Source organism: Limimaricola sp. G21655-S1, from assembly GCF_027213785.1.
Lineage (GTDB): Bacteria > Pseudomonadota > Alphaproteobacteria > Rhodobacterales > Rhodobacteraceae > Limimaricola.
Genome location: NZ_JAPWGO010000018.1, coordinates 42,460 through 65,946, shown reverse-complemented (window position 1 = coordinate 65,946; position 23,487 = coordinate 42,460). Strand labels below are relative to the sequence as shown.

At 66.6% G+C, this 23,487-nt stretch carries 24 protein-coding genes; 9 read left to right on the top strand and 15 right to left on the bottom strand.

Annotated features, from left to right (window positions below; translation table 11 throughout):
- The first annotated feature begins 39 nt into the window (after nucleotides 1-39).
- Nucleotides 40-1,095, top strand: a complete 1,056-nt coding sequence (locus tag O4G76_RS16080) for an AbrB family transcriptional regulator (protein WP_269398273.1) — start codon at nucleotides 40-42, stop codon at nucleotides 1,093-1,095.
- Here O4G76_RS16080 and O4G76_RS16075 read toward each other — a convergent pair.
- From O4G76_RS16075 to O4G76_RS16060, 4 genes are all read right to left on the bottom strand, one after another.
- Nucleotides 1,067-2,044, bottom strand: coding sequence for a D-2-hydroxyacid dehydrogenase family protein (locus tag O4G76_RS16075; RefSeq protein WP_269398272.1), 978 nt, complete (start codon nucleotides 2,042-2,044; stop codon nucleotides 1,067-1,069). The two genes, O4G76_RS16080 and O4G76_RS16075, sit on opposite strands and share 29 nt — an antisense overlap.
- A gap of 9 nt (nucleotides 2,045-2,053) precedes the next feature.
- Nucleotides 2,054-3,145, bottom strand: coding sequence for a 4-oxalomesaconate tautomerase (locus tag O4G76_RS16070; protein WP_269398271.1), 1,092 nt, complete (start codon nucleotides 3,143-3,145; stop codon nucleotides 2,054-2,056).
- Between the two features lie 59 nt (nucleotides 3,146-3,204).
- Nucleotides 3,205-5,235, bottom strand: coding sequence for a tripartite tricarboxylate transporter permease (locus O4G76_RS16065; protein ID WP_269398270.1), 2,031 nt, complete (start codon nucleotides 5,233-5,235; stop codon nucleotides 3,205-3,207).
- Between the two features lie 85 nt (nucleotides 5,236-5,320).
- Nucleotides 5,321-6,400, bottom strand: coding sequence for a tricarboxylate transporter (locus O4G76_RS16060; protein ID WP_269398269.1), 1,080 nt, complete (start codon nucleotides 6,398-6,400; stop codon nucleotides 5,321-5,323).
- A 128-nt stretch (nucleotides 6,401-6,528) separates the two neighbouring features.
- Between O4G76_RS16060 and O4G76_RS16055 the strand changes: the two genes are divergently transcribed.
- Nucleotides 6,529-7,194 carry a response regulator transcription factor gene (locus O4G76_RS16055; protein WP_269398268.1) on the top strand — a complete coding sequence of 222 codons (666 nt, stop codon included), beginning with the start codon at nucleotides 6,529-6,531 and terminating at the stop codon, nucleotides 7,192-7,194.
- Nucleotides 7,191-8,564 carry a sensor histidine kinase gene (locus O4G76_RS16050; RefSeq protein WP_269398267.1) on the top strand — a complete coding sequence of 458 codons (1,374 nt, stop codon included), beginning with the start codon at nucleotides 7,191-7,193 and terminating at the stop codon, nucleotides 8,562-8,564. Before O4G76_RS16055 ends, O4G76_RS16050 begins: the two co-directional genes overlap by 4 nt.
- A gap of 137 nt (nucleotides 8,565-8,701) precedes the next feature.
- On the opposite strand, the gene O4G76_RS16045 is transcribed toward O4G76_RS16050, so the two are convergent.
- The 4 genes from O4G76_RS16045 to merF are packed head-to-tail and all read right to left on the bottom strand — an operon-like array spanning nucleotide 8,702 to nucleotide 12,128.
- Complete coding sequence (locus O4G76_RS16045; RefSeq protein ID WP_269398266.1) at nucleotides 8,702-10,048, bottom strand: NAD(P)/FAD-dependent oxidoreductase; 1,347 nt, start codon at nucleotides 10,046-10,048, stop codon at nucleotides 8,702-8,704.
- A gap of 46 nt (nucleotides 10,049-10,094) precedes the next feature.
- Nucleotides 10,095-10,457, bottom strand: coding sequence for a hypothetical protein (locus O4G76_RS16040; RefSeq protein WP_269398265.1), 363 nt, complete (start codon nucleotides 10,455-10,457; stop codon nucleotides 10,095-10,097).
- A 4-nt stretch (nucleotides 10,458-10,461) separates the two neighbouring features.
- Nucleotides 10,462-11,877 (bottom strand): mercury(II) reductase, encoded by a 1,416-nt coding sequence (merA, locus tag O4G76_RS16035; protein ID WP_269398264.1) that lies wholly within the window; start codon nucleotides 11,875-11,877, stop codon nucleotides 10,462-10,464.
- 11 nt (nucleotides 11,878-11,888) lie between these two features.
- Nucleotides 11,889-12,128, bottom strand: a complete 240-nt coding sequence (gene merF, locus O4G76_RS16030; RefSeq protein ID WP_269398263.1) for a mercury resistance system transport protein MerF — start codon at nucleotides 12,126-12,128, stop codon at nucleotides 11,889-11,891.
- Nucleotides 12,129-12,292: 164 nt separating this feature from the next.
- On the opposite strand from merF, the gene O4G76_RS16025 reads away from it, so the two are divergent.
- Together O4G76_RS16025 and O4G76_RS16020 are read left to right on the top strand one after the other, a co-directional pair.
- Entirely contained in the window at nucleotides 12,293-12,724 is a 432-nt protein-coding gene (locus O4G76_RS16025) for a helix-turn-helix domain-containing protein (RefSeq protein ID WP_269398262.1), read from the top strand.
- Nucleotides 12,725-13,648: 924 nt separating this feature from the next.
- A complete protein-coding gene (locus O4G76_RS16020; protein ID WP_269398261.1) occupies nucleotides 13,649-13,828 on the top strand; it encodes a hypothetical protein in 180 nt (59 codons plus the stop codon).
- A gap of 52 nt (nucleotides 13,829-13,880) precedes the next feature.
- Here the strand turns inward: O4G76_RS16020 and O4G76_RS16015 are convergent, their stop codons facing one another.
- The 3 genes from O4G76_RS16015 to O4G76_RS16005 all read right to left on the bottom strand — a co-directional run bounded on the left by O4G76_RS16015 (nucleotide 13,881) and on the right by O4G76_RS16005 (nucleotide 15,380).
- Nucleotides 13,881-14,474 carry a L,D-transpeptidase gene (locus O4G76_RS16015; protein ID WP_269398281.1) on the bottom strand — a complete coding sequence of 198 codons (594 nt, stop codon included), beginning with the start codon at nucleotides 14,472-14,474 and terminating at the stop codon, nucleotides 13,881-13,883.
- Nucleotides 14,475-14,612: 138 nt separating this feature from the next.
- Nucleotides 14,613-15,062 (bottom strand): ion channel, encoded by a 450-nt coding sequence (locus tag O4G76_RS16010; RefSeq protein ID WP_269398260.1) that lies wholly within the window; start codon nucleotides 15,060-15,062, stop codon nucleotides 14,613-14,615.
- Between the two features lie 39 nt (nucleotides 15,063-15,101).
- Nucleotides 15,102-15,380, bottom strand: coding sequence for a metal-sensitive transcriptional regulator (locus O4G76_RS16005; protein ID WP_085897830.1), 279 nt, complete (start codon nucleotides 15,378-15,380; stop codon nucleotides 15,102-15,104).
- 168 nt (nucleotides 15,381-15,548) lie between these two features.
- On the opposite strand from O4G76_RS16005, the gene O4G76_RS16000 reads away from it, so the two are divergent.
- From O4G76_RS16000 to O4G76_RS15985, 4 genes are all read left to right on the top strand, one after another.
- The gene (locus O4G76_RS16000) at nucleotides 15,549-17,900 is read left to right on the top strand and encodes a heavy metal translocating P-type ATPase (RefSeq protein WP_269398259.1); all 2,352 of its coding nucleotides are present in this window, start codon (nucleotides 15,549-15,551) and stop codon (nucleotides 17,898-17,900) included.
- Between the two features lie 92 nt (nucleotides 17,901-17,992).
- Nucleotides 17,993-18,889, top strand: coding sequence for a DUF305 domain-containing protein (locus O4G76_RS15995; protein WP_269398258.1), 897 nt, complete (start codon nucleotides 17,993-17,995; stop codon nucleotides 18,887-18,889).
- Between the two features lie 92 nt (nucleotides 18,890-18,981).
- Nucleotides 18,982-19,488: a plastocyanin/azurin family copper-binding protein gene (locus tag O4G76_RS15990; RefSeq protein ID WP_269398257.1), complete on the top strand. Its 507-nt coding sequence runs from the start codon at nucleotides 18,982-18,984 to the stop codon at nucleotides 19,486-19,488.
- Between the two features lie 165 nt (nucleotides 19,489-19,653).
- Nucleotides 19,654-19,962 carry an SHOCT domain-containing protein gene (locus O4G76_RS15985; protein WP_269398256.1) on the top strand — a complete coding sequence of 103 codons (309 nt, stop codon included), beginning with the start codon at nucleotides 19,654-19,656 and terminating at the stop codon, nucleotides 19,960-19,962.
- A 114-nt stretch (nucleotides 19,963-20,076) separates the two neighbouring features.
- On the opposite strand, the gene O4G76_RS15980 is transcribed toward O4G76_RS15985, so the two are convergent.
- The 4 genes from O4G76_RS15980 to O4G76_RS15965 all read right to left on the bottom strand — a co-directional run bounded on the left by O4G76_RS15980 (nucleotide 20,077) and on the right by O4G76_RS15965 (nucleotide 23,436).
- On the bottom strand, nucleotides 20,077-20,706 hold the full coding sequence (locus O4G76_RS15980) for a hypothetical protein (RefSeq protein ID WP_269398255.1): 630 nt from the start codon (nucleotides 20,704-20,706) through the stop codon (nucleotides 20,077-20,079).
- Between the two features lie 206 nt (nucleotides 20,707-20,912).
- On the bottom strand, nucleotides 20,913-22,460 hold the full coding sequence (locus O4G76_RS15975) for a multicopper oxidase family protein (protein ID WP_269398254.1): 1,548 nt from the start codon (nucleotides 22,458-22,460) through the stop codon (nucleotides 20,913-20,915).
- A gap of 74 nt (nucleotides 22,461-22,534) precedes the next feature.
- Nucleotides 22,535-22,843, bottom strand: coding sequence for a hypothetical protein (locus tag O4G76_RS15970; RefSeq protein ID WP_269398253.1), 309 nt, complete (start codon nucleotides 22,841-22,843; stop codon nucleotides 22,535-22,537).
- Nucleotides 22,844-22,977: 134 nt separating this feature from the next.
- Nucleotides 22,978-23,436 (bottom strand): cytochrome c, encoded by a 459-nt coding sequence (locus O4G76_RS15965; RefSeq protein ID WP_269398252.1) that lies wholly within the window; start codon nucleotides 23,434-23,436, stop codon nucleotides 22,978-22,980.
- Between the last annotated feature and the right edge of the window lie 51 nt (nucleotides 23,437-23,487).

Genomic DNA, 23,487 nt, shown 5'->3' with positions numbered 1-23,487 from the left:
ATACAAGTGGACACACACCGAGTCAACGCGGAGTTTCCGATGCCTCGCCTGCCGCTTCCGCCCGCTGCCCGCATCGCCCTTACCGCAGCTGTCGCAGCGCTTGGCACGTTGGCCTTCCATGCCGCGAGCTTGCCGTTGCCCTTCCTGTTTGGGCCCATGTTCGCCTGCCTCCTCTCTGCACTCGTTGGGCTACCGCTGCGCGGCTTCGGGCAGGTCTCGGTCGCGGGTCGCACGATCCTTGGCGTTGCGGTCGGCGCCTCGATCACGCCCGCCGTGCTGGCGCGGCTGCCCGAAATGGCGGTCTCGATCGCGCTGGTGCCGGTCTTTATCGCGGTGATCGGCGCGGTCGGCGTGCCGTTTTTCCGGCGGGTCTGGGGTTTCGACGGAGCGACGGCCTATTATGCGGCGATGCCCGGCGGGCTACAGGACATGGTGATCTTCGGCATCGAGGCGGGCGGCGACGCGCGGGCGCTGTCGCTCATCCACGCGACGCGGGTACTGTTCATCGTCACGCTGGCCCCCATCCTGCTGACCCAACTTTACGGCAGCAGCCTGTCGAATCCGATCGGCGTGCCCGCCTCTGACCTGCCGCTGGCGGAGATGGCACTGATGGCCGCCGCCGCATGGATCGGCTGGAAGGGCGGCGAGCGGATCGGGCTGTTCGGCGCCTCGATCCTTGGCCCGATGATCGTGACCGCAGCGCTCTCGCTCTCGGGGCTGATCCATGCGCGCCCGCCCGCCGAGGCGATTCTTGCTGCGCAGTTCCTGATCGGCTGCGGCATCGGCGTCCACTTCGTGGGCGTGACCATGCGCGAGCTTGGCCGCGACGTGGCGGCGGGCGCGGCCTATGTGGTAGTGCTGGCGGCGCTGGCGGCGGCGGTGTCATCGCTGGTGCGGTGGCTCGACCTCGCCGAGGGCGTCGACGCCTTCCTCGCTTTCGCACCGGGTGGCCAAGCCGAGATGACGGTGCTGGCGATCGTCGCCGGAGCCGATCTTGGCTATGTCATCGCGCATCATCTGACACGAATCGTTCTGGTCATCACCGGCGCGCCGGTGGTCGCTGGGATCAGGCGTCGGGCCGGGCCTCGGGATTGATGACGTTGATCGGTGTCCCGGCCGCATAGGCCACGACCTGGTCGAAGATGTCCGAAAATTGCAGATCGAACTCGTCCTCGGTGACGAAGCCGATATGCGGCGTGCAGATCAGCTTCGGATGCGCGAGCAGCGGATCGGCGGGGTCGGTCGCGGGCTCGGTGTCGAACACGTCGATCGCCGCCATGCCGGGACGGCCCCGGTTCAAGGCCTCGAGCAACGCGCCGGGCGCGATCAGCCCCGCGCGGGAGGTGTTCACGAACACAGCGCCGGGCCGCATCCGCGACAGGTCGTCCAGCGTGACGATGCCGCGCGTATCGGGCTTGAGCCGGACATGCAGCGAGACGACGTCGCTCTCGGCGAAGAACGCCTCACGGCTGGCTGCCACGCGCGCGCCATCGGCCTCGGCCCGCGCGCGCCCCTCCTCGGAGGCCCACCAGACCACCTCCATTCCGAAGGCCTCGGCATAGCCCGCGACAGTCCTGGCGATCCGCCCGTAGCCGTAAAGCCCGAGCCTGCGCCCGCGCAGCGTCCTGCCGACGCCGATCTGCCAGCGCCCGGCCTTGGTCGCGGCCATCTGCTGCGGGATCTGGCGCATCGCCGACAGGATCAGCCCCCAAGTCAGCTCGGCCGCGGCATAGGAGGGCGTGTCGGCATGCATGTTCGAGCACAACAGCACGCCGTGATCGGTGCAGGCCGCGACATCGACATGCGGGTAGACGCTGCGCTGGGAGATCAGTTCGAGCGTCGGCAACCGCTCCAACAACGCGCGGGTGATCTTGGTACGCTCGCGAAACAGCACCAACGCCTCGGCCTCGCTCAGCCGGTGGGCCAGTTCATCCACATCCTCGACATGATCGGTCCAGACGGTGACGTCGTGGCCTCCGAGCTTCGAGAAGCACGGCAGCCCGCGCAGCGTGTCAAACCAGTCGTCGAGAATGTGGACCTTCATCTGCGTTCCCTACACCAAGCCGCCCCACACCGACCTTGGCACGAAGACCTTGCCCTCCGCGAGCTTTCGCGCGGTGCGCAGGAGCCCGGCCGCCTCGAGGGTAAAGCCGCCCTCAGTCGAATACTCGACCAGCACGTCAATCGTGCCCGAGGCGTGCTCCAGCACCACGTTCGCGGGCGAGCCCGCGGGACGCTCAAGCAGTCCATCGGCCACCGTGTCCGGGGTCAGGGCGCAGGAAGCCAGGCATTGCGCCCCTGTCACCGCCATCGAGGGATGGGTGTTCCATGGCATGAAATAGCGCGTGGCGATCGAGCCACCGCCCTGCGCGGGCGCGAGCAATCCGAACTTCGGCGTCACCGACTTGGCCACGTCGCCCATCCCCATGCGTCGCCCGGCCTCGAGCCGCACCGCCTCGATCCGCGCGAAGAGATCGCGGTCCGCATCGAGCTCGGCCGCGCTCTCGTAGCCCGTCACGCCGAAATCCGCGGCCCGGCCGATCACCATCGGCATGGCGACGTCCATGCAGGTGACCTCGACCCCGCCGATCTCGTCGCGCAGCTGCCCGGTGGGCAGGAAGACCCCGGTGGCCGAGCCGACCACGCCGCGGAAGCTCAGCTCGACCGGCGCCGCCGTCCCCGGCACCCCGGCGATGGCCGCCTCGCCATCATAGGACAGCCGCCCGCCCGGCGTCATCACCCGGGCCACGACCCGCGCGCCGGTATTGACTGCGCGGATCTTCACCTCGGTGACGTCGCCGGTCACCGGCACCAACCCCATCTCGATCGCCGCCGGGCCGACGCCGGACAGGATGTTGCCGCAGGTCGGCTTGAAGTCCACCAGCCGCTCCGCAACCGCGACCTGCGCGAAGAAGTAGTCGACATCGGCCCAGTCGTCCTCTGAAGCCGAGAGCATCGCCACCTTGGTGGTCACCGCCGCGCCGCCACCGATGCCGTCGATGTTGAGCGGGTGCCCCGCCCCCAGCGCCGCGATCAGCACCTCGGCCAGGATCTCGCGATCCTCGGGCAGGTCCGAACGCCGGAAATACGGCCCCCGCGACGTGCCGCCGCGCAGGAAGAGAAAGGGTATGCCAGTTTGAGTCATTGGTCGTGTCCAAGGGAAATTGGAAGGGCCCGGCCCCTGTTCGGAGCCGGGCCGGGATCTCAGCGCAGCGGCCAAGGCAGATCGATCGCGTCCTGCAAGAGCCCTGGCGGGAAGTCGCGGTTGAGCGCGCTTGCCATCAGGCACATGAATGCGATGCCCGCGGCGGACAGCAGAAGCGTCTTGCCCCAGCCGCAGCCCGCACGAATGCGGAAGAAGGCCACGAGGAAGCCTGCCAGCGCAAGAATGAAGCCCACCACCCAGGTCGCGGCAATGAGCCCCGCGAACCATGCCAGCGTGCCCCAGAGTCCGTGCGGCGCGTCGGCATCCTCGCCTGCCATCTCCTTGTCGGCGAAGACCGCGTCGCTTTCGGGCCGGCGCATCATCTGTACCAGCAGCACGAGGCAGGCCGCCAAGGTCACGCCGCCCACCACCAGCGGCACGATCTTGTCGGTCATGTTGTAGTCAGGGATGGCATTGGCATTGATCAGCGCGGCGATGACATAGCCCATCACCACCATCAGGAACACCAGCGGCGCGCGCTTGGAGCCGGTGGGCACCTCGCCCTCGGCGGCGATGGCCTTGGCCTGCCGCAATCCGAACACGACCGACAGCACGGTGATCACGATCAGCACGATCACGATCGGCGAGAAGACGTATTCCATCCCCTCCTCGAAGCTCTTGCGGAAGCGGAAGGAGGCGATCTGCACCGCCTGGTTCGAGAACTTCTCGACCGGATTCGACAGCACGAAACCGATCAGGAAGGCCGGGCGCGACCAGTCGAAACGGCGCAGGAACACGCCGATCAGGCCGATTGCGAAGAGCGCCAGCAGGTCCTCGAAGTTCTGGCCCGACTGGAACGCCGCAAAGGCAATCAGCATGAACAGGAAGGGCGCGAGATAGGTGAAGCGGATCGTCGTGAGCCGGGCGATCCCGCCCGAGGCCGCGATGCACAGCAGCGTGCCGACCACATTGGCCAGCGCCAGCAGCCAGACGATGGAGTAGGTGATGTCGAGATTGTCGCGCAGCATGGCGGGGCCGACCTCGATATCGCCCGTCCCAAGAAGCGCGATCGCGCCGATGAAGATCGCCATCGAACCCGAACCGGGGATGCCGAACAGCAGGGTCGGCACGAGGCCGCCGCCTTCCTTGGCGTTGTTCGAACTTTCCGGTCCGATCACGCCACGAACGTTGCCCAGCCCGAACTCGGAGGTGTCGCGCGTGCTTTGCACGGTATGACCATAGGCGATCCAGTCCACTACCGAGCCGCCGAGGCCCGGGATGACACCGACAACCACGCCGATGATCGAGCAGCGGACCGAGAGCCACTTGTTGGCGAACCAGTCGCGCACCCCGTCGGCCCAGCCCGCGCCGAGCCGCGCATCCTCGGAGATCGCACGGTCCTGCCGCAGCAGCGAGACGATTTCGGGCACCGCAAAGATGCCCAGGCCCACGATCACCAGTTGCAGCCCGTCGATCAGGTAGGGGATGTCATAGGTCGACATGCGCAATGAGCCGCCTGCGTCGGCCTCGCCGATCGTGCCGACCAGAAGACCGAGCCCCGCCGCCGCCACGCCCTTGAGCGCGACGCGGCCCGCGAGGATTGCCACCATCGACAGGCCGAAGACCGTAATCATCAGCATCTCGGGCAGGCCAAAGGCCAGCACGATCGGACGGGCCACGAGGATGAACATGGTCAGGAAGGCCGCGCCCACCAGCCCGCCGAACAGCGAGGATGTGAATGCCGCCGAGAGCGCCCGCGCCGCCTGCCCCCGCTTGGCCATCGGAAAGCCATCGAGCACCGTGGCCTGACTGGCCGAGGAGCCGGGGATGCCCATCAGCACGGAGGCGAAAGTGTCCGAGGTGGGCACCACCGCAACCATGCCGATCATCAGCGCGAGACCCATCACCGGGTCCATGCCGAACATGAATGGCAGCAGCAGCGACAGCCCGGCGATGCCGCCAAGTCCGGGGAACACCCCGACCGCAAGTCCCATCACCACGCCCAGCACCAGATAGGCGAGGACCATCGGTTGCAATATCAGGGCCCAGGCCTGACTGAGCGCAGGCAGGGCCGTTGCGATCATCTCCATGAGGGTCGCCTTCACATGTCAGGGATGGAATTCGGAGGCGCCCCGCCCTCGAAGGGGGAGGGAGGACGGGGCGCCGGCGAGGGCCTCAGCCCTCGAGCTCGACCCCGTAGGAGTCGCGCAACCAGGTTTTGACGTAGTCCTTGGCTTCCTGCGGCACCGAGGTCGCCTGCTGAAGCGCGCGCTGGGCGCCTTCGCCGACGAAGACCGGATATTCACCCACGGTCTGCGTGGAGATCTGCTCGAAATCCTCACGGTTGCGGACCGCCTCGAAGGCCGCGACATATGTGTCGATCACCTCCTGATCGGTGCCCTTCGGCAAGAAGGCCAGTTTCTGCACCGGGAAGCCCGCGACGAAGAACGCCTTCCAAGCGTCCCATGCCTCGCCAGAGGTCTCGCAGCCGTCGGTGGCCTCGCAGACTTCCTTGAAGGTCGGGATGTCGGGGAAGGTCGGATCGCGGACGATATTGCCGTCCTCATCGAGCGCGCCCCAGGTCATCATCGGCACGGCCATTCCCTGCTCAACCAGATCGGCCGAGCCACCGAGATAGCCGGAGGTGGTCTGGTAGTCGATATTGGCCTCGCCGCGCTCGAACATCAGTCGGCCGTCACCGCGGCCCTTGATGCCGAAGACCGGCTCCACATTCATGCCGAGCATTTCCCAAGCCAGCAGCGGCACGAGATCGAGCCGGGTCGCGCCTTGGCTGCCATAGATAAAATCCATGTCCTTGAGCGCGTTGGCCGATCCGTCGAACTTGGCGCCCGCCTCGGGCTCCAGATAGGCGACGCCGCCGGTGCCCGACGCCATCACCGGAACCCAGTCGTTGTACTCGTAGCGCACGCGCGGGTCGTTCAGAAGATAGGGGAACTGGGTCGAGCCCGAGGAGCCGAAGATGAGCGTGCCGTCGCCCTCTTCCTGCTCCTGGAACCAGTTGGCACCCTTGGTCGAACCGGCACCGGGCATGAACTTGACCACCACGGTGGGCTGGCCCGGCAGCGCCTCGGACAGCAGCGGCGCGAAGAAGTTGGCCCATTTGGCCGAGCCACCGGTTTCCGAGAAGGGGATCACCCATTCCACGGTCTCGCCCGAAAGATCGACCTCGGCGGTCGCGGCGAAGGGGGTGGCGGCGATCAGCGCCGCAAGCGCGGCGCGCGTGAATTTCGTCATGTCGTCCTCCCAACGTTTCGGATGCCGATGGTCGGGCTCCTCCCCGCCACCGGCGCCTGCGGGGGCTTCACCTCGCCCCCGAACCAAAGCATCATGGCGCACCAACCTTGCACGAAGCTTGCAAAGAAATGAGAATTGTCATCGTCGAGGATAACGAAGGGCTGGCGAGCGCCATCGCCTACCGCCTGCGCGATCGCGGCCATTCGACCGACCTTCTGGGCGACGGCCGCGAAGCAGACGCGCATCTGGCGGCCGAGGGCGCCGATTTGGTGGTGCTCGACATCAACCTGCCTGGGCTCGACGGGATCGAGGTGCTGCGAGCCATGCGGGCGCGAGATGATCGCACACCGGTCCTGATGCTGACGGCGCGCGGCGAGACTGCCGACCGGGTACGCGGCCTCGATGCCGGGGCCGACGACTACCTCGTGAAGCCCTTCGAGATGGACGAGCTTGAGGCGCGCATCCGGGCGCTGTCGCGGCGCCGCGACCTCGACTACGGCGTGGTGGAAACGATCGGACCGCTACGGTTCGATCGGCAGGCGCGGACGCTCGGCACCGTTGAGGGCCCACTCGACCTGCCCCGCCGCGAACTGGCGCTGTTCGAATGCCTGCTCGAGGGGCGCGGCCGGCTGGTGTCGAAGTCGCGCCTCACCGACCATGTCTACGGCGTCGGCGCTGACGTGGATGACACCGCGATCGAGCCGCATGTCTCGCGCCTGCGCCGCCGCCTCGCGCCGCATGGCGTGACGATCAAGACCGCGCGGGGCTTGGGCTACATGCTCGACCGCGCATGAGGCGGCCAATCTCGCTGCGCGTCAGGCTACTCTCCCTGACCCTCGTACCACTAATGCTGGTCGCGGTGGCGCTCGGGGCGTGGCGGTACACCGTGGCACAATCCACCGCCGAGGAAGTCTTCGATCGGTCGCTGCTGGCCACGGCGCTGGCGATCTCGCGCGATGTCACGGTTTCTGGCGGCGATGCCCTCACCCCGGCCACCCGCGACCTTCTGAATGACGCCTCTGGCGGCGAGGTATTCTACCACGTCACCGGCCCCGATGGCGTCTATGTCACCGGATACGCCTACCCGCCGCGACCAGCAGAAGTGCGCGAGGGGCCGATCACCCTCGGCAAAGCCCTCTATCGTGGCGAGGAGGTGCGCATCTTGCAGCTGGTCGAGCGCAGCACGCTTGGCAACTTGACCGGCGACTCCCGGGTGACGGTCTGGCAGCGCACGGCCGATCGCCACGCTTTTGCGCGCGCCCAGGCGTTGCGTTCGCTCAGAACGATGGGTGCCCTGCTCGCGGTGCTTGCCGTTCTGATGTGGTTCGGCGTGGCACGCGGTCTCCGCCCGCTGACCGACTTGGAAGCCGCGATTGCGCTGCGCTCGCCCGACGACCTGACCCCGATCCGTCGTCCGGTCCCGCCCGAGGTCGCCGGGATCGTCGCCACCCTGAATCGGCTTATCGGCCAGATGCGCGACAGCATCGCGGCACATCAGGCATTCATCTCGGATGCGGCCCACCAGCTGCGCAACCCGGCTACGGCCACCCTGTCGCTGGCCCAGACCGCACGGGACGCCGGTGACCCCGACGAACGCGAGCGAAGGCTCGATGCGCTCGTCGAGGCCGCCCGCCGCTCGGTTCGGCTGACCGAACAGCTGCTGTCGCTCGAAAGGCTGCGCTACGCTACACCCGAGACCGAGATCCCAGAGATCGACCTCGTTCCCACAATCGAAGAGGTCTGCGCAGTGGAAGGCGCAGCCGCATTGGAAGCAGGGCTGGATTTCGAGCTGTCCGTAGACGCGCGCGCGCTTCCAGTCCGCATGGACCCGGTGCATGCCGGTGAGGCGGTAAAGAACCTGATAGACAATGCGCGGCGCCATGGCGGACCGAGTTTGAAATCGGTCCGGGTAGAGTTGACGCGCAAAGGAAACATGGCGCTCGTCCGGGTCGTTGATGACGGCCTCGGGCTGTCGCCCGATAATGCCGACAAGGCCTTGAAGCGCTTCGGCCAGATCGGTCCGTCGAGCGGCAGTGGCCTCGGTCTATCGATCACCGAGGCCATCGCAAAACGCTACGGCGGACGCCTTGTAATTGAAGCCGCAAAGGTTGGCGCAAGTATTTCGATCCAGATCCCAGTATCTGGGACCGTTCTTACTTCTTAGTAATATTCACAAAATATTGGACAGAAGCAGGCCCTACCCTCTCCAGCGCGGTGTGAAGCGATGAGGCCATGTTACAATGACAGTGTTCGGCCCTTAACCGACATTGGAGGATCGCACAGCGAAGGGCTGCTGGTCTCTCAGAACATTGACCCGATATCCGATGCTCCCGTTGGATAGGCAGCCGGCATGGCCTTCACCTGCGCCGCCGTCAGCCCCAGCTTGATTGCCAAGGAAAAGACATTGATTAGTTCGGCGTAGTCCGGACCGAACATGTGCGCGCCGAGGATCTTGCCGTCCTTGTCCGTGATGATCTTCGCGCCCGCATGGCCTTCGCCCAAGCGCTTTTGCGAGAACCAGCCCGAGGTATCGGTGAAGCTCACCTCGACATCGGCCCTTTCTCGCGCCTCCTCCTCGAGCAGGCCGACCCGCGCCAGTTCGGGAATGGTGAAGACTACGCTCGGCACGCCGGTGTAGTCGGGCTCGGTCCGCTTGTCCTTGAGCATGTTCGAGGCGGCGATCTTGCCCTCGAAGACGGCCACCGGGGTCAGCGGCTTTCCGGGCGAGGCGGCGGTGTCGCCAGCCGCAAAGATGCGCGGGTTCGACGGGGATTGCAGCCAGGGCGTGACCTTCACACCGCCATTCTCGGTTTCGATCCCGGCGGCGGCGAGGTCGAGATGGTCGATGGCGGGCACCCGCCCGGCGCCATGCACGACAAGATCGGCCTCCACGGCGTCGGTCCCATCCGCCGTCCGGAAGACCACGCGGTGCGCTCCACCCTTATCCTCGACCCGCTCAATCAACGCCTCGGCGACGATCTCGATCCCGGCGGCGCGACTGCGGTCCAGCAGCATGTCGACAAGGTCGGGGTCGAACCTCTTCAACTGCCGCGCGCCGCGATCGAGGATGGTCACCTGCGCTCCCGCCCGCGCCGCTATATGCGCGAACTCGAAAGAGACGTAGCCCCCACCGACAAAGACGATCCGGCGGGGCAGCTCTGCAAGGTTTAGGAATTCCGTGCTGTCGATCAGCATCGCGGCGCCGGGGAAATCGAGCGGCCGCGGCTTCGCACCCGTGGCGATCAGCGCGTGGCGGAAGGCGATCTCGCCATGCCCGTCAATCTCGATCCGATCCTCGGCCATGAAGCGCGCGCGGCCATGCAGCGTCCGCACCCCGGCCTCCTTCAGCCCGCTCTCCATGCTCTCGGGCACGGGGTCGGTGAAACTCTCCTTGTGCTTCATCAGCGCTGGCCAGTCGATCCGGGTCTCGCCCGTGACGCCCTTGCCGGTCAGTCGCCGCGCGGCCTCGACCGCCTCGGCACCGGCGCGCAGCATCTTTTTCGGGTCGCAGCCCCTGAGCGCGCAGGTGCCGCCATAGGGCAGCTCGTCGACGATGGCTGTGGACCAGCCGGCCTTGCTGCATTTCTTCGCGGCGTTGATCCCGGCCATGCCGGCGCCGATGACGATCAGGTCGAGCGTGTCGGTCATTTCTGCTCCTCGTTTTACATAGGTCCGGAGGGAGTGGAGCGGGGCCTCAACGGTAGCGGCCCAGCAGTCGTTCGCTCAGGCCCCAGATCGCCGCTGTGCCCCCGCCAGTCGCGAGGCCGAGCCAAAGCCAGCCATCCTCACCCAGCGGCATCAGCGCGGTGCCGTGGCCCAGCACCGGCAGCGTCATCGCCAGCAGAAAGGGGCCGGTGTAGCGGCAATGCACTCGGCCGCAGCGTCGGGCATTGAGCAGGCAGGCCCCGCCCATCCATGACAGCGCCAGCAGCCAGATCACCGTCTTGGGTCCATCGGGCAACGGGATCGCCAGGACCATCGCACCGATGGGCAGCCACCATGCGAGGACAGAGCCGCGGGCCGAGCTGAGGAGGTCGCGCTTCGATCTCTCGCTCATGGGATCACCCAGCGCAGCAGCTGAGCGCGGCCACGTCCTTCTCGAAGGTCTGGGCGGCGAGTTTCAGCCCCTCGACGGTGGTGAGATAGGGCATGATCGTATCACCCAGCTCCTCGTAGGTGAGCCCCGCCCTGAGGGCCATCGCCGCGGTCTGGATGCTGTCGGCACCCTCTGGGGCAAGGATCTGCGCGCCCAGCAGCCGCTTGCTCCCGGCATCCGCCACCAGCTTGATCAGTCCGCGCGTGTCGCGGGCGGACAGCGCGCGCGGCACGGCGTCGAGCGGCAGAACCGAGGTGACCACCTCGTGCCCGGCAGCCCGCGCCCGTGCTTCGCTCAGCCCCACGCCCGCCACCTGCGGGTCGGAGAACACCACCCAGGGCATCGTGCCGTTGTCATAGCTGCGCGCCTCGCCCGCTACCGCGTTCCGGGCGGCGAGCTTGGCGCCATAGGCCGCCATGTAGACGAACTGGTCGCGCCCGGTGACGTCGCCCGCGGCCCAGACATCCGGGTTGGCGGTGCGCATCCGCGCGTCGACGACGATTCGGCCCCGTGCATCCATTTCGATCCCGGCCGCGTCGAGGTTCAGCCCGTCGCTGTTCGGCACCCGACCGGTGGCGAGCAGCAGTTGCTCGGCTTCGAAGCTTTCTCCAGCGGTGGTCGTCAGGCGTACGCTGCCACCGTCGCGTGCCACGCTCTCGTAGCCACTGACCCGCGCCAGGCGGATGCCTTCTCCGGACAGGTAGCCCTCCAGCGCCTCGGAGACCTCGGGCTCGGCTTCCGGTAGCACGCCGCGGCGGCTGATCAGCGTCACTTCGACACCGGCACGGGCGAAGAGCTGCGCCAGTTCCACCCCGATGTAACCCGCGTCGAGGACCAGCATGGAGGCAGGCAGCGTGGTCAGTTCCAGCGCCGAGGTGCTGTCGAGGGCGTCGACCGCCTCGATACCGGGGATCGCCGGCACATGCGGGCGGGCGCCAGTCGCGATGACGATCTTCGCCGCCGGGAAGGCATCGCCGTCCACGGTGAGCCCGCCCGCATCATCGAACCGGGCGCGGCCCTCGACGTAGTCGATGTTCTCGTGCCGGGGCAGCACGTCGGCGTATTTCGCCGCGCGCAGCTCCTCCACGAGCACCTGCTTCTGCGCCACCGTCGCGGCCCAGTCGGTGACGCCGGCCCCGGCCTCGATGCCGTCGAACCGGTTCGCGGTGCGGGCATGGTGCAGGCTCTCCACCGCGCGGATCAGCGCCTTGGAAGGCACGCAGCCCACGTTGACGCATGTGCCGCCGATGGTCCCGTCGCCGATCAGGGCAACCCGCGCCCCAGCTCCTGCGGCGGTGATGGCAGCCGAGAACCCGGCCGAGCCGGCGCCGATGACGGCAAGGTTGTAGGCACCGCCCTTGGGGGTGCAGCAATCTCTCATGGCAGACTCTCTCAGTTGGTGCTTTGGCGCCGCCAGAGCGCATAGAGGGTGATGCCGACGAACACCGCGAGCGCTGGCAGCAGCACGTAGTCGACCCAGCCCAGAAGCGCCGACAGCCCGACCGCGCCCAGCAGGACCACCAGAATCGGCGTGAAGCAGCACAGCGCCACGATCACAGTGCCGATCAGGCCGAACCTCAAGAGGCCGGTTCGGGCGGGGTCGGAGGCAGGATGCTCATTCTCGGATCTCATGACCAAGCCTTCGCCATAAGGCGGGCCGGTCCTTCGGATGCGCCTACTTGCCCAGCCTGCCGCTGCCTGTTCTCATGTCCAGATGTCATCGCTGCGCCCTTGATTGCTGCGTAGTGACCGGCAATGTAGGGTCTGTAGCCACTACAGGATCAAGGGATTTCTCGATGCCATCCGGTCACGGCGATGCGACTGTGTTGAAGCGCTCGGAACTCGCGCAGCACACCGGCTGCAATCTCGAGACCATCCGCTACTACGAGAATGTCGGGCTGATGCCCGATCCGCCGCGCAGCCCCTCTGGCCACCGGCAATATGGAGCGATGCATGTCGAGCGTCTGAGTTTCATCATACGCGCCCGGGAACTCGGCTTCACCATGAAAGAAATCCAAGGCCTGCTGAGCTTGGTTGATCGAGGCGAACACACCTGCGCTCATGTCGAAAAGATGGGGCGCCATCACCTCGAGGTGGTCCGGGCAAAGATTAGCGATCTTCAGGCCATCGAGACCATTCTGTCTGAAACGATCTCGAGCTGCACTGGAGCGGGCACGCCGGACTGTCCTCTTCTTGATGTGCTCTCGCTCAAGAGAATGACGCCTTAAACAGGGTCATTTTTCCACTTCCGGACTCCCCACTCCTCCTTACCCGAGCGGGAACTCCGCCCTTAGGCTGCTGTCACAGGCCAAATCGTACCGGACCGGTCCCCTATCCTTCAGCCCAACCTCCATTCGAAAGGGCTGGAACAACCACGGCGCATGGAGAATTTGCCTCGGGAAAACGAAGGGCGCAGTGTGGATAGCAGTCTTTCCATCAGTAGACCGGTGCTGACTGCCGCCGTTCGGGCCGTGCATTTGAGGCCCTGAGCATCCGGCAGCGCCAGTCGAAAAGCTGCGCTAGCAATGGGGCTTCCCAGTAGCAGCGGGGGTGCCTTCCTCGGCCTTTGCTGTGGCCTCTCCAGATATCGGCATCAACTTCAGGCGTGTCTTGCGCGCCGACGGCGATATCGGCCTGGACGCGTTTGTGAGGTCGAACGTTCTCGCCATTCTCTCGATGAGGGTGACAGCCTACGTTTCGATCCGCAGAACGCATATTGAAGGGCATGAAAGACATGCCGAGCACTGGCAAGCGCATCTTCTAAAGGCCGACCTCCGGGCCGTCACGCGGGCCCTCCCCTATCTGGTGATCATCGCGCTTTTCACCCCGCTGACACTACCCGCACCGTTGCGGGGCCTCTCGCCATTCGCTCGCTGGCTCCTGCTTCTTAGCTCTTTCGCATATGTCACACAGGCTCCGATGCGCGGACGCGATGAGGACGAAAAGGTAGAGTGGGTTTCGAAGGACAATCGATTGGCGGCGTCCGCATCGGGGCCAAACCAAAGTCTCCCGTCGTCTGTGGGCGCTATCCGATGCGCGCACGCGCGCACCAGCGGATAGAGCGATGGCAATGGAGCTCGCCGCCCGAACCTTGCTGAACGACCCAATCGACTCCACTCGATAGCCCTCCCGGGTGCCGCGCGAGATCAGCCTTGTTTGGCGCGGTGTCGGTGGTCAGCAATGAAGATCAGCGCGACAGGCCGAGCTTCGAGGATCGTCCCGCCAAGTTCGAGATCGAGGCAATCCTTGATCGATCGCATGAGAAATGGCCTGAATACGTGCGCTCCCATCAGAAGCGCATCGCGGCGAATGGCGAGGCTGCCAGCGGCTGAGCACGACATCTCGGGCGGCGCTCCTGAAGGCGTCGTGCCTTTGTCACCTCGTTCAGGCGTGGTGGTCCATCCCGTGCTGGTCCGGCCGATACGGGTTGCCCGCCTTCGGGTAGAGGGAGACCTTCGTGCCCAAGGGGACCTTATCGTAAAGCTCGATGATGTGGTCGTTCACAAGCCGAGCGCAGCCGTTTGAAACCGCCTGACCGATCGTCGAGGGCTGGTTGGTGCCATGGATACGCAGATAGGTGTCCCGGCCGTCTACGAAGAGATAGAGCGCCCGTGCCCCGAGCGGGTTGTCGAGACCGCCGGGCATGCCGTCCTCGGCGTATTTCTCGTATTTCTCGGGCTCGCGCCGCACCATGGCCGGGGTCGGCTTCCAGCTCGGCCATTCCTTCTTGACCTGAACGACGTAGCTGCCGGCGTGATAGAGATCCGCGCGCCCGACGCCGACGCTGTAGCGGATCGCGCGGCCTTCGGACAGCGTCCAGTAGAGCGCGAACTCGTCCGGCATCACGTGGATCTCGCCCGCGGGAATGCCCGATGCGATCTCGACCTCGCGTGGCAGGAACTTTTCGGGCAGCGCGCCCCCCGCATGCGCCTGCGCCAGGCCCGGCAATGCAGTCCCGGTCAGACCGAACCCCGCCATCCGCGTCATAAACTGTCTTCTCTGCATACCACTCGCCTCGTGATTGGTCGCCTGTGACAGACCAAGAATATTCGGGCCGATTCGGTTCGGCCAGTTCGATATCGCAAGGATATCTTTCCGATGATCGGCGCGAACGGGTCAGCCCTCGTCCGACAAGGGTGCCTTGCCGCCCATCACCTGGAGCATGAAGGAGCCGGAGGCGGTGATCGTCAGGAAGCCGTGGAATGCCTCGATCCCGGTGATGAAGCGCAGGTGGCCATCCGGGTTCAGATCGCCGCGGCCCAGCGTGGTGAAATTGACCAGCGAGAAATAGAAGTAGTCCATGAGCGTCGGGTCGGGCGCATCGGGTGAGGAAGGCTTCAAGTCGCCGATCTGCAATCCCTGCACCGCCCAGACAAAGGCGAAGGTGTAGATCAGCGCCTCGATCACATGCGCCACGGTGATCGCGCCGATCGTCAGGGAGAGATGACGGCCCCGGGCATTGGCCGGGCCGGATGCGATCGCATCCGAGACCTGCTTGAGCGTGACATAGTGAATGGCGCTGCACAGCGCCACGACGACGGCGGATATCACGATGGCCAGGATCATGCGACCTCGACGGCATGGCTTGTCGGATCGTATCGCGGATCAGTCACGCGCCTTTTCGAGCAGAGCGACCATTTCGCGGAACTTGGTGCGCTGCTCGTCCGGATTGCCCGAAAGGATCGCGGCTTCGAGGCAGTGATTGGTGTGATCCTCGATCAACAGCCGCTCGACCGCCTTCAGCGCTGAACGTACCGCCGCGGTCTGGGCCAGCACATCGACGCAGTAGCGGTCCTCCTCGACCATGCGCGAGATCCCCCGGACCTGACCCTCGAGCCGCGCCAGCCGCTTCTGGATCGCCGCCTTGTTCTGCTTTTCCTGCATGCTCATCGCCTCCAGCCAAGCCTTCTGCCTCCGGCCCATGGAACCATACGCCATCCGACCGGTTCCGAACATACCCTATGTGGGTATCTCGACGATATATACCCCACTGGGGTATACTTAGGCATCGGGGCGCCGAGTCGGCGCTTTCGGAGCAAAGGAGGACGCGCCATGGACCACGATTGCCATGCGCATGCGCATCACCACGACCTGCCCGGCGACCGCACCGCGACCGATCCGGTCTGCGGCATGTCGGTCGATGTCGAGACCGCGAAGCATGTGTCCGAGCACGAGGGCGAGACCTTCTATTTCTGCTCGGCCAAGTGCCGCGAGAAGTTCGACACAAGGCCCGAGATCTTCCTCGATCCCGCGCTGAAGGCCGCGCCGACCGAGCGCGAAGACGTGATTTACACCTGCCCGATGCATCCCGAGATCGAGCAGGTCGGTCCCGGTTCCTGTCCGATCTGCGGCATGGCGCTCGAGCCCAAGGGCATTCCGATGACCGAAGGCCCGAGCGAGGAATATCTCGACTTCCGCCGCCGCTTCGTACTGGGCGCGGTGCTGACCGTACCGCTGGCGGTGATCGCGATGGGGCGGCACTTCGCACCCCATGCCTTCGCCATCATCTCTGCGCCGATGCTCGACTGGATCGAGTTGATCCTCGCCACGCCGGTGGTGCTCTGGGCGGCGCTGCCGTTCTTCGAACGCGGCTGGGCCTCGATCGTCCGCCGCAGCCTCAACATGTTCACGCTGATCGCGCTCGGCGTCGGCGTCGCCTATGTCTACTCGGTCGTCGCCACCGTCGCTCCACAGCTGTTTCCGCCGCAGTTTCGCGGTCACGAGGGCGAGGTCGGCGTCTATTTCGAGGCGGCGGCGGTAATCGTCACGCTGGTGCTGCTGGGCCAGCTTCTGGAACTGCGCGCGCGCGAACGCACCGGGGGGGCGATCCGCGCGCTTCTCGACCTCGCGCCCAAGACGGCGCGGCTGGTCGACGCGCAGGGCGAGCGTGACGTGCCGCTCGACATGGTCCGATCGGGCGACCGGCTCCGGGTGCGGCCGGGCGAAAGCGTGCCGGTGGACGGCGTGGTGGTCGAAGGTCGCTCCTCGATCGACGAGAGCATGATCACCGGCGAGCCGATCCCGGTCGAGAAGGCGGAGGGCGACCCGGTCACCGGTGGGGCATTGAACCAGACCGGCAGCTTCGTGATGCGCGCCGAGAAGGTCGGCGCCGAGACGATGCTCAACCGCATCGTCGCCATGGTGGCCGAGGCGCAGCGCAGCCAGGCGCCGATCCAGAAGCTCGCCGACAAGGTGTCGAGTTACTTCGTCCCGGCGGTGGTCGGTGTCGCCCTCCTTGCCTTCGTGGTCTGGAGCCTCTTCGGCCCCGACCCGGCCATGGCCTTCGCGCTGGTCTCCGCCGTGTCGGTGCTGATCATCGCCTGTCCCTGTGCCCTGGGCCTCGCCACGCCGATGTCGATCATGGTGGGCGTCGGCAAGGGCGCTGGACACGGCGTGCTGATCAAGAACGCCGCCGCGCTGGAGCGCTTCGCCGCCGTCGACACGTTGGTGGTGGACAAGACCGGCACGCTGACCGAGGGTCGCCCGGCGCTGGTCGAGGTGGTAACCGAGGGCATGGCGGAGGAGGAGTTTCTCGGCCTCGTCGCCGCGCTCGAAGCGCAGTCCGAACACCCGCTGGCCCGCGCCATCGTCGAGGGCGCGAACGAGCGTGGCATCCCCCTGCCCGAGGTCGAAAGCTTCGACAGCATCACCGGCAAGGGCATCTCGGGCCGGGTCGCGGGCCGCGACGTCGCGATCGGCAATGTCGCGATGATGCAGGAAGCGGGCGCCGACACGGCATCCCTGTCCGAGCGGGCCGATGCCGCGCGTCGCAAGGGGCGGACGGCAATCCTCGTGGCCGTCGACGGTCGCGCGACCGGGCTGGTCGCGGTGGCCGACAGGATCAAGGAAACGACGCCCAAGGCCATCGCGGCGCTGCACGAGGAAGGGCTCAGGATCGTCATGCTGACCGGTGACAACGCGGTCACCGCCCGCGCCGTGGCCTCCGATCTCGGCATCGACGAGGTGATCGCCGAGGTGCTGCCCGCCGACAAGCAGGCGGCGATTCGGCGGCTGCAATCGGAGGAACGCGTCGTGGCGATGGCCGGCGACGGGGTGAACGATGCGCCCGCATTGGCGGCCGCCGATGTTGGCATCGCCATGGGCACCGGCGCCGACGTCGCGGTCGAGAGCGCCGGCATCACGCTTGTCCGCGGCGACCTGACGGCGCTGGTGACCGCCCGGCGGCTGAGCCGCGCCACGGTCCGCAACATCAAGCAGAACCTGCTCTTCGCCTTCCTCTACAACGGCCTCGGCGTGCCGGTGGCGGCAGGCCTGCTCTACCCGTTCACCGGGCTGCTGCTGTCGCCGATCATCGCCGCCGCGGCGATGAGCCTGTCCTCGGTCTCGGTGATCGGCAACGCGTTGCGCCTGCGGGCGGCGCGGGTCGGCTTCGAGACGAACTGAACCAACCGGGGCGCCGCCGGGCCACCGGTCCGGCGGCGCCCCTTCGTATGTAAACGGACCCTCCCCGGTCCGGCAGTAAAAGGAGAGTTTCCATGTCCTACTGGCGCTTCGCCGCGATGATCGCGACCTCGACGGTGGTGATGTTCGGGCTGATGTACATCAACACCTACGCCTTTGAGCACGTCTTCTTCAGCGAAACCCGGACCTACATGGCGCTCCTGATGGGTGCGGCGATGGCGGTGATCATGCTCAGCTTCATGCTGTCGATGTATTCGAGCAAGGCGATCAATGTCGCGATCTACGCGGGCGCCGTCGCGGTGTTCGGCCTGACGCTCTGGCTCATTCGTAGTCAAGAGACGGTGGACGACACCAGCTACATGGCGGCGATGATCCCGCACCATTCGATCGCGATCATGACCTCCGAACGGGCGCAGATCGAGGATCCGCGCGTGCGCAAGCTCGCCGACGAGATCATCGCCGCACAGCGCAAGGAGATCGGCGAGATGCGCCACCTGATCGCCGATATCGAGGAGAACGGCATCGCTACGGACCCGGCGCTCGGCGAATCCGAAGCGCCCGCCGAGGAAGGCACCGTCGAGGAGGCGTTGGGCTCCGCGCAACTGGCCGGCCTCGACCCGGCGGGATTGAGCCCCGAGGAGATCGAGACCGCGCTCGAACGCGACGCGACCTGCGAGTTCCGTCGCACGAACGAAGGCGAGCCGGTCCTCGCCATGGCGGGCGAGAACGGCGCGATCAAGCTGTCTGGCGTGCTGATCCCGCTGGCCGCCGGTGGCCCGATCGCCGTTGAGACGCTGGAAGACGGCGCGCGGTTCGCGGCCGAGGGCGTCGATGTCTCCGTCATGCCCGACCCGGGCGCCGACTGGACCGACACCGATGGCAGCCTGCGCCGCGCCGAGGCCGAGATGACCTTCCATCTCGAAGAGGGCCTGCGGGTGGGCTATCGCGGCTTCCTCGACTGCTCTGCCTGATCCCGGCAGAACTCCGCTTCCCCCATTTGCGCTATCACGCCGGACCTGACAGGGTCCGGCGCTTTCCCGACATCTGAGCGAAAGGACCGCCCATGAAGAGCCTGATCACCGCCCTCGCCCTCGTTCCCCTCGCCGGTGGGGCCCTCGCCGGGCCGGGCCACGGCTCCGCCCGAGGCATCGGCGAACCGGGTGATCCTTCGGAGATCGACCGGACCGTCGAGATCGCCATGGACGAGATGAGCTATACCCCCGCCTCGGTCGAGGTCACCGCTGGCGAAACGATCCGCTTCGTCGTGAGCAACGAAGGCCGGTTGATCCACGAGTTCAACCTCGGCACCCCCGACAGCTGGGCCGCGCATGAGGACGAGATGCAGGCGATGATGCAAAAGGGCATGATGAGCATGCGCCGCGTCGATCACGAGAAGATGCAGGAGATGGGCATGGCGCATGACGACCCCAACAGCGTGCTGCTGGAGCCGGGAGAGAGCGCCGAGATCGTCTGGACTTTTCCCGAGGACGGCCGGGTCGGCTACGCCTGCAACGTTCCGGGCCATCTCGAAGCCGGCATGAAGGGTGAGGTCGAGCTGGACGCGAGCTGACACGATCCCGGGGCGGTGAGGTGCCCGCGCGGCCCGGCCCGCGCGTCCGAGCGAGCAGGATGGCTTCGGCACCGGCTGGGCGCCCTGCCCCGGTTGATGCAGATCAATGCGACACTGGCCCTGTCCCCTCATGGTTCGTGGTGGAAACGAGCCATGGAGACCAAGATGAACCGCATTGCATTCGGCCTGGCCCTGATCGCGGGCCCGGCCTCCGCCGATCCGGAGGGCTATGGTCACGGGCACATGATGGGCTGGGGCGGCAGCGGCTTCGGCATGGTCTTCGGCCCGGTGCTCTGGCTGATCGTACTTGGCCTCGTGGTCGCCGGGGTGATCTGGCTGGTCCGGCGGCTCGACGACGGCGCCGGACCGGGCCGGAAAACCGGCGCGCGTGCCGAACTCGACATGCGTTTCGCCAAGGGCGAGATCGACCCGGAGGAATACGCCTCCCGCAAGAAGCTGCTGAGCGACGCCTGACCCGTGGCTGCCGGTGCGCGGAGAAGAAAGACGGCCGCCCTGGGGCGGCCGTTCAACATTCAGGCTTTGGCTTGGAAGGCCTACAGCTGATGGCGGCGTGTACCTACCGACAGATCAATGGGCAGCGCCGAGGGTGGTTGCCGCTGTGCCATGGTCCGGCACCGAATGATCGTGGTCGTGACCGTCGTCATGCACATCGCCGTGCATCGTCGCCGCCGCGACGCCGTGATGACCGACACCAATCGGCAGGCTGCTGGCATAGCTGCGCAGGGCGAGGTGAAAGACGGTCGCAAAGACGACGCCCAGCAGGATCATGAAGACCCAGTTCCGGCGGTGCAGGACATAGCCCTGACGGATCGCGAAGGCGAGCGAGGATACGAAGATGCCGATCGGCGCGATGTAGCTGGCGAAGACCGGGGTATCGTAGAAATGCTGCGCGGCCCCGGAGACCATGCCGATGCCGAGCGCGAGGAGCAGCGACACCGAGACGTATTTGAGGACGCTGTCACCGAGGATGCCGGTCTTGAAGAGCACCTCGTTGAGGTAGGAGCCGAAGGCGAACAACACCGCGCCGATGGCCATCAGGACAAGCGCATACTGGCGCATCTCTTCCTGCGCCGCGTGCACGATGGAGCCCGAGATCAGGCCCATGCCGAGGAACATCAGCAGGTAGGAGAAATAGGGTTTGAACACGTTCCAGGGCGTGGTGAAGGTCACGTCGCCCGGTTGAGCATTGATCGACATCTGGTCGAAGCTTTCTCTGAGATTGAGGTTTTGGTTCGGTCCCCGCGAGCATGCCGGGACCGGGATCGTTCTGCATGGCGCCGTCCTGCGGGCGGTGGCCGGCCCGCGCCAGCGCATGCCGGTTGGCACGGCCAAGCCGGCCGACCGCTCGCATCGGACAGACGAGAGCGCGGCCACCCGGAGGGAATGGCCGCAGCGGGCCCGCTTCAGTTCGCTGCGACGGCGAACTCGGTCATCATCCCGCTCGCGAGATGCGGCATCTGGTGGCAGTGCAGCATCCAGCGTGCCGCCTCGCCGGCATCGAGCGCCACGGTGACCGCAGCCATCGGAGGCACGTAGACCGTGTCACGCACCGCGCCCGAGAAGCGCTGGCCACCCGCCTCCACGACCTGGAACACGTGCCCGTGCAAATGCATCGGGTGACCCATGGACGACATGTTGTGGAAGGTCAGTTCGACCCTTTCGCCGGTGACGGCCGGGACCGGCTGGCGCTCGGCCCACGTCTTGCCGTCGATGGTCCAGACATAGGGCTGCATCTGCCCCCCCAGCATCACCATCTGCCGCCGTTCGGCGGCGCGCTCGGGCAGCGGCTGGGTAGCGCGCAGCGATCGCTCCTGCCCGAGATCCAGATCGAAGGCCGGCGCCGCGGTAGGTGCGGTGCCGTGTATCTTCTCGACCTGCGCCCCGGAGCTCGCCAACACGATCCCGGTGCGTTCGCGCGCGCCCTCGCGCAGCGCGAGGATCGGGAAGGCCCCGCCCGAGGACAGATTGATCTCGATGTCGAGCCGCTGCGCCATCGCCGCGCCGAAGCGACGCCCGGAGATCGGCTGCACGGCATGGCCGTCCACCGCCACCAGCCGCGCCTCTACCGCGCCGGTCTCGATCCAGAAGCTCGTCGCGGCGGCTGCGTTGATCACCCGCAGGAGCACCCGCCCGCCCCGCTCGACCTGCACAAGCTCGGGGTCCGAGAGCGTGCGATCGTTCGCCAGATAGGCATCGAAGTCGTAGTCGTTGAGATCGGCGGTCATCGCCATGCCGCCATGATCCATTCCGGCCATGGCGCCGTGATCCATCCCGGCCATGGCTCCATGGTCCATCCCGGCCATCGCGCCGTGATCCATCCCCAGCATGCCGCTCATCGCGCCGTGGTCCATGCCGCCCGTCGCGCCCATCCCGGCCATGCCGCCATGGTTCATGCCATGCATCGCCATGCCCGAGGTGATCTCATCCATCACCTGCTCGGGCGATTTGAAGGAGAAGTCGTGCAGGAACATCACCACCTCCTGCCGGTCGGCGGCAAGGTCCTCGGCGCGGCGCACGATCAGCGGCGCGGCGAGAAGCCCGAGCTCCTGAAGCGGCAGGTGGCTGTGCATCCAGTGGGTCCCAGGCAACGGCGCGAAATCGTAGTCGCGGCTCTCGCCCGGGGCGATGGGAGGCAGAGGCAGGTTCGGCACGCCGTCCTGGGCATTGGGCGGGATCTGCCCGTGCCAATGGATCAGCGTCTCGACGTCGAGTTGGTTCTCGAGCCGCACCGCGAAGCGCTGGCCTGGATCGAGCGCGAGACCGGGCCGGTCGTCCGGACCGAGCAGCCCCATGACGGTGGCGGCGCGCCCGTCGATATCGAGCGTGCGCGTCGTCGCACGCAGAAGCAGCGGCTCCAGAGCCTGTGCGCGCCCGACGACGGGCATGGTGGCATATGCGGCCGCGGCCGCGCTGGTGGCGAGGAAGCCGCGACGGGAAAGGTGATGGGTCATATGTCTGAAGTCCTTGCGGCGCATGGGCCGCGATGCGGGAGCGCCCGATCAATCGGGGGCGGTGGCGCGGGACTTCAGGCGTTCTGTGGAGGATGCCAGGGCGGCATGGGCGCCTGGCCCGCCATCAGGATCGGAGCAAAGCCCGTCTCGACCGCTGTCCGTCGGGTCAGGCTACGATAGCCCTCGGGGCGCAGGGGGCGCAATCGTTCGGCAAGGCATAGCAAGGCACACTCGGCCGATCCGGCCTCTTCCGGAGGCGGGTCACCGTGCTCGGGCATCGAGAGATGATACGCGCCATGTCCCTGACCCTCGCCAAGGGCGGTCGCGGCCCCTGCCCCCGAAAGCGCGACGGACAGCATCAGCAGCCCTCCGAAGAGGACCATCAGGAGCCGGGGAATCACATGTCGAGGTCGCATCTTGAAAGGAGAAATGGCAGGTTCCGGCCCGGATACAAGGGGCTCGCATCCGGGACGAAGCCGCGGCGGCGCTTCGCCGCCAAGGGATCACCTTCCGGCCGTCAATCGATGCCGTTCTCGCGCTGCAAGGCCCGCACGTAGGCGACGACGTTCGCCACATCCGCATCGGTCAGCCCTTCGACCGGAGGCATGTCCCCGAAGTCCCAGTGATGCGACCGCACGCCGTTGCGCACGGCGGCAAGGAAGGCGTAGTCGTCATGGTGGCTCGGCTCGTAGGTCTTGTGGACCAGCGGCGGCGCCACGCCGTTCTGCCCCGCGGCATTCTCGCCGTGGCAGTCGGCGCAAACCGCCTCGAAGGCGCGCTTGCCCATCTGCGCCTGCTCGGAGAGCTCCGCCGGCAGCGCCACCCGGACGATCGCCGCGCCCTGCGGGATTTCACCGGTGTCGGTCGGGCTCATGGAATGGCCGGCCATGTTGCTATCGTCCGGACTCGATACGACCCAGAGCAGGCCGCCGGCAAGGAGGACGCCCATGGCGCCGAGAATGATCGTCTTGTTCATCGCTTCGTCTTTCGAATGGAATGGGCCCGGCGCGCTCCGAGGGCGCGCCGG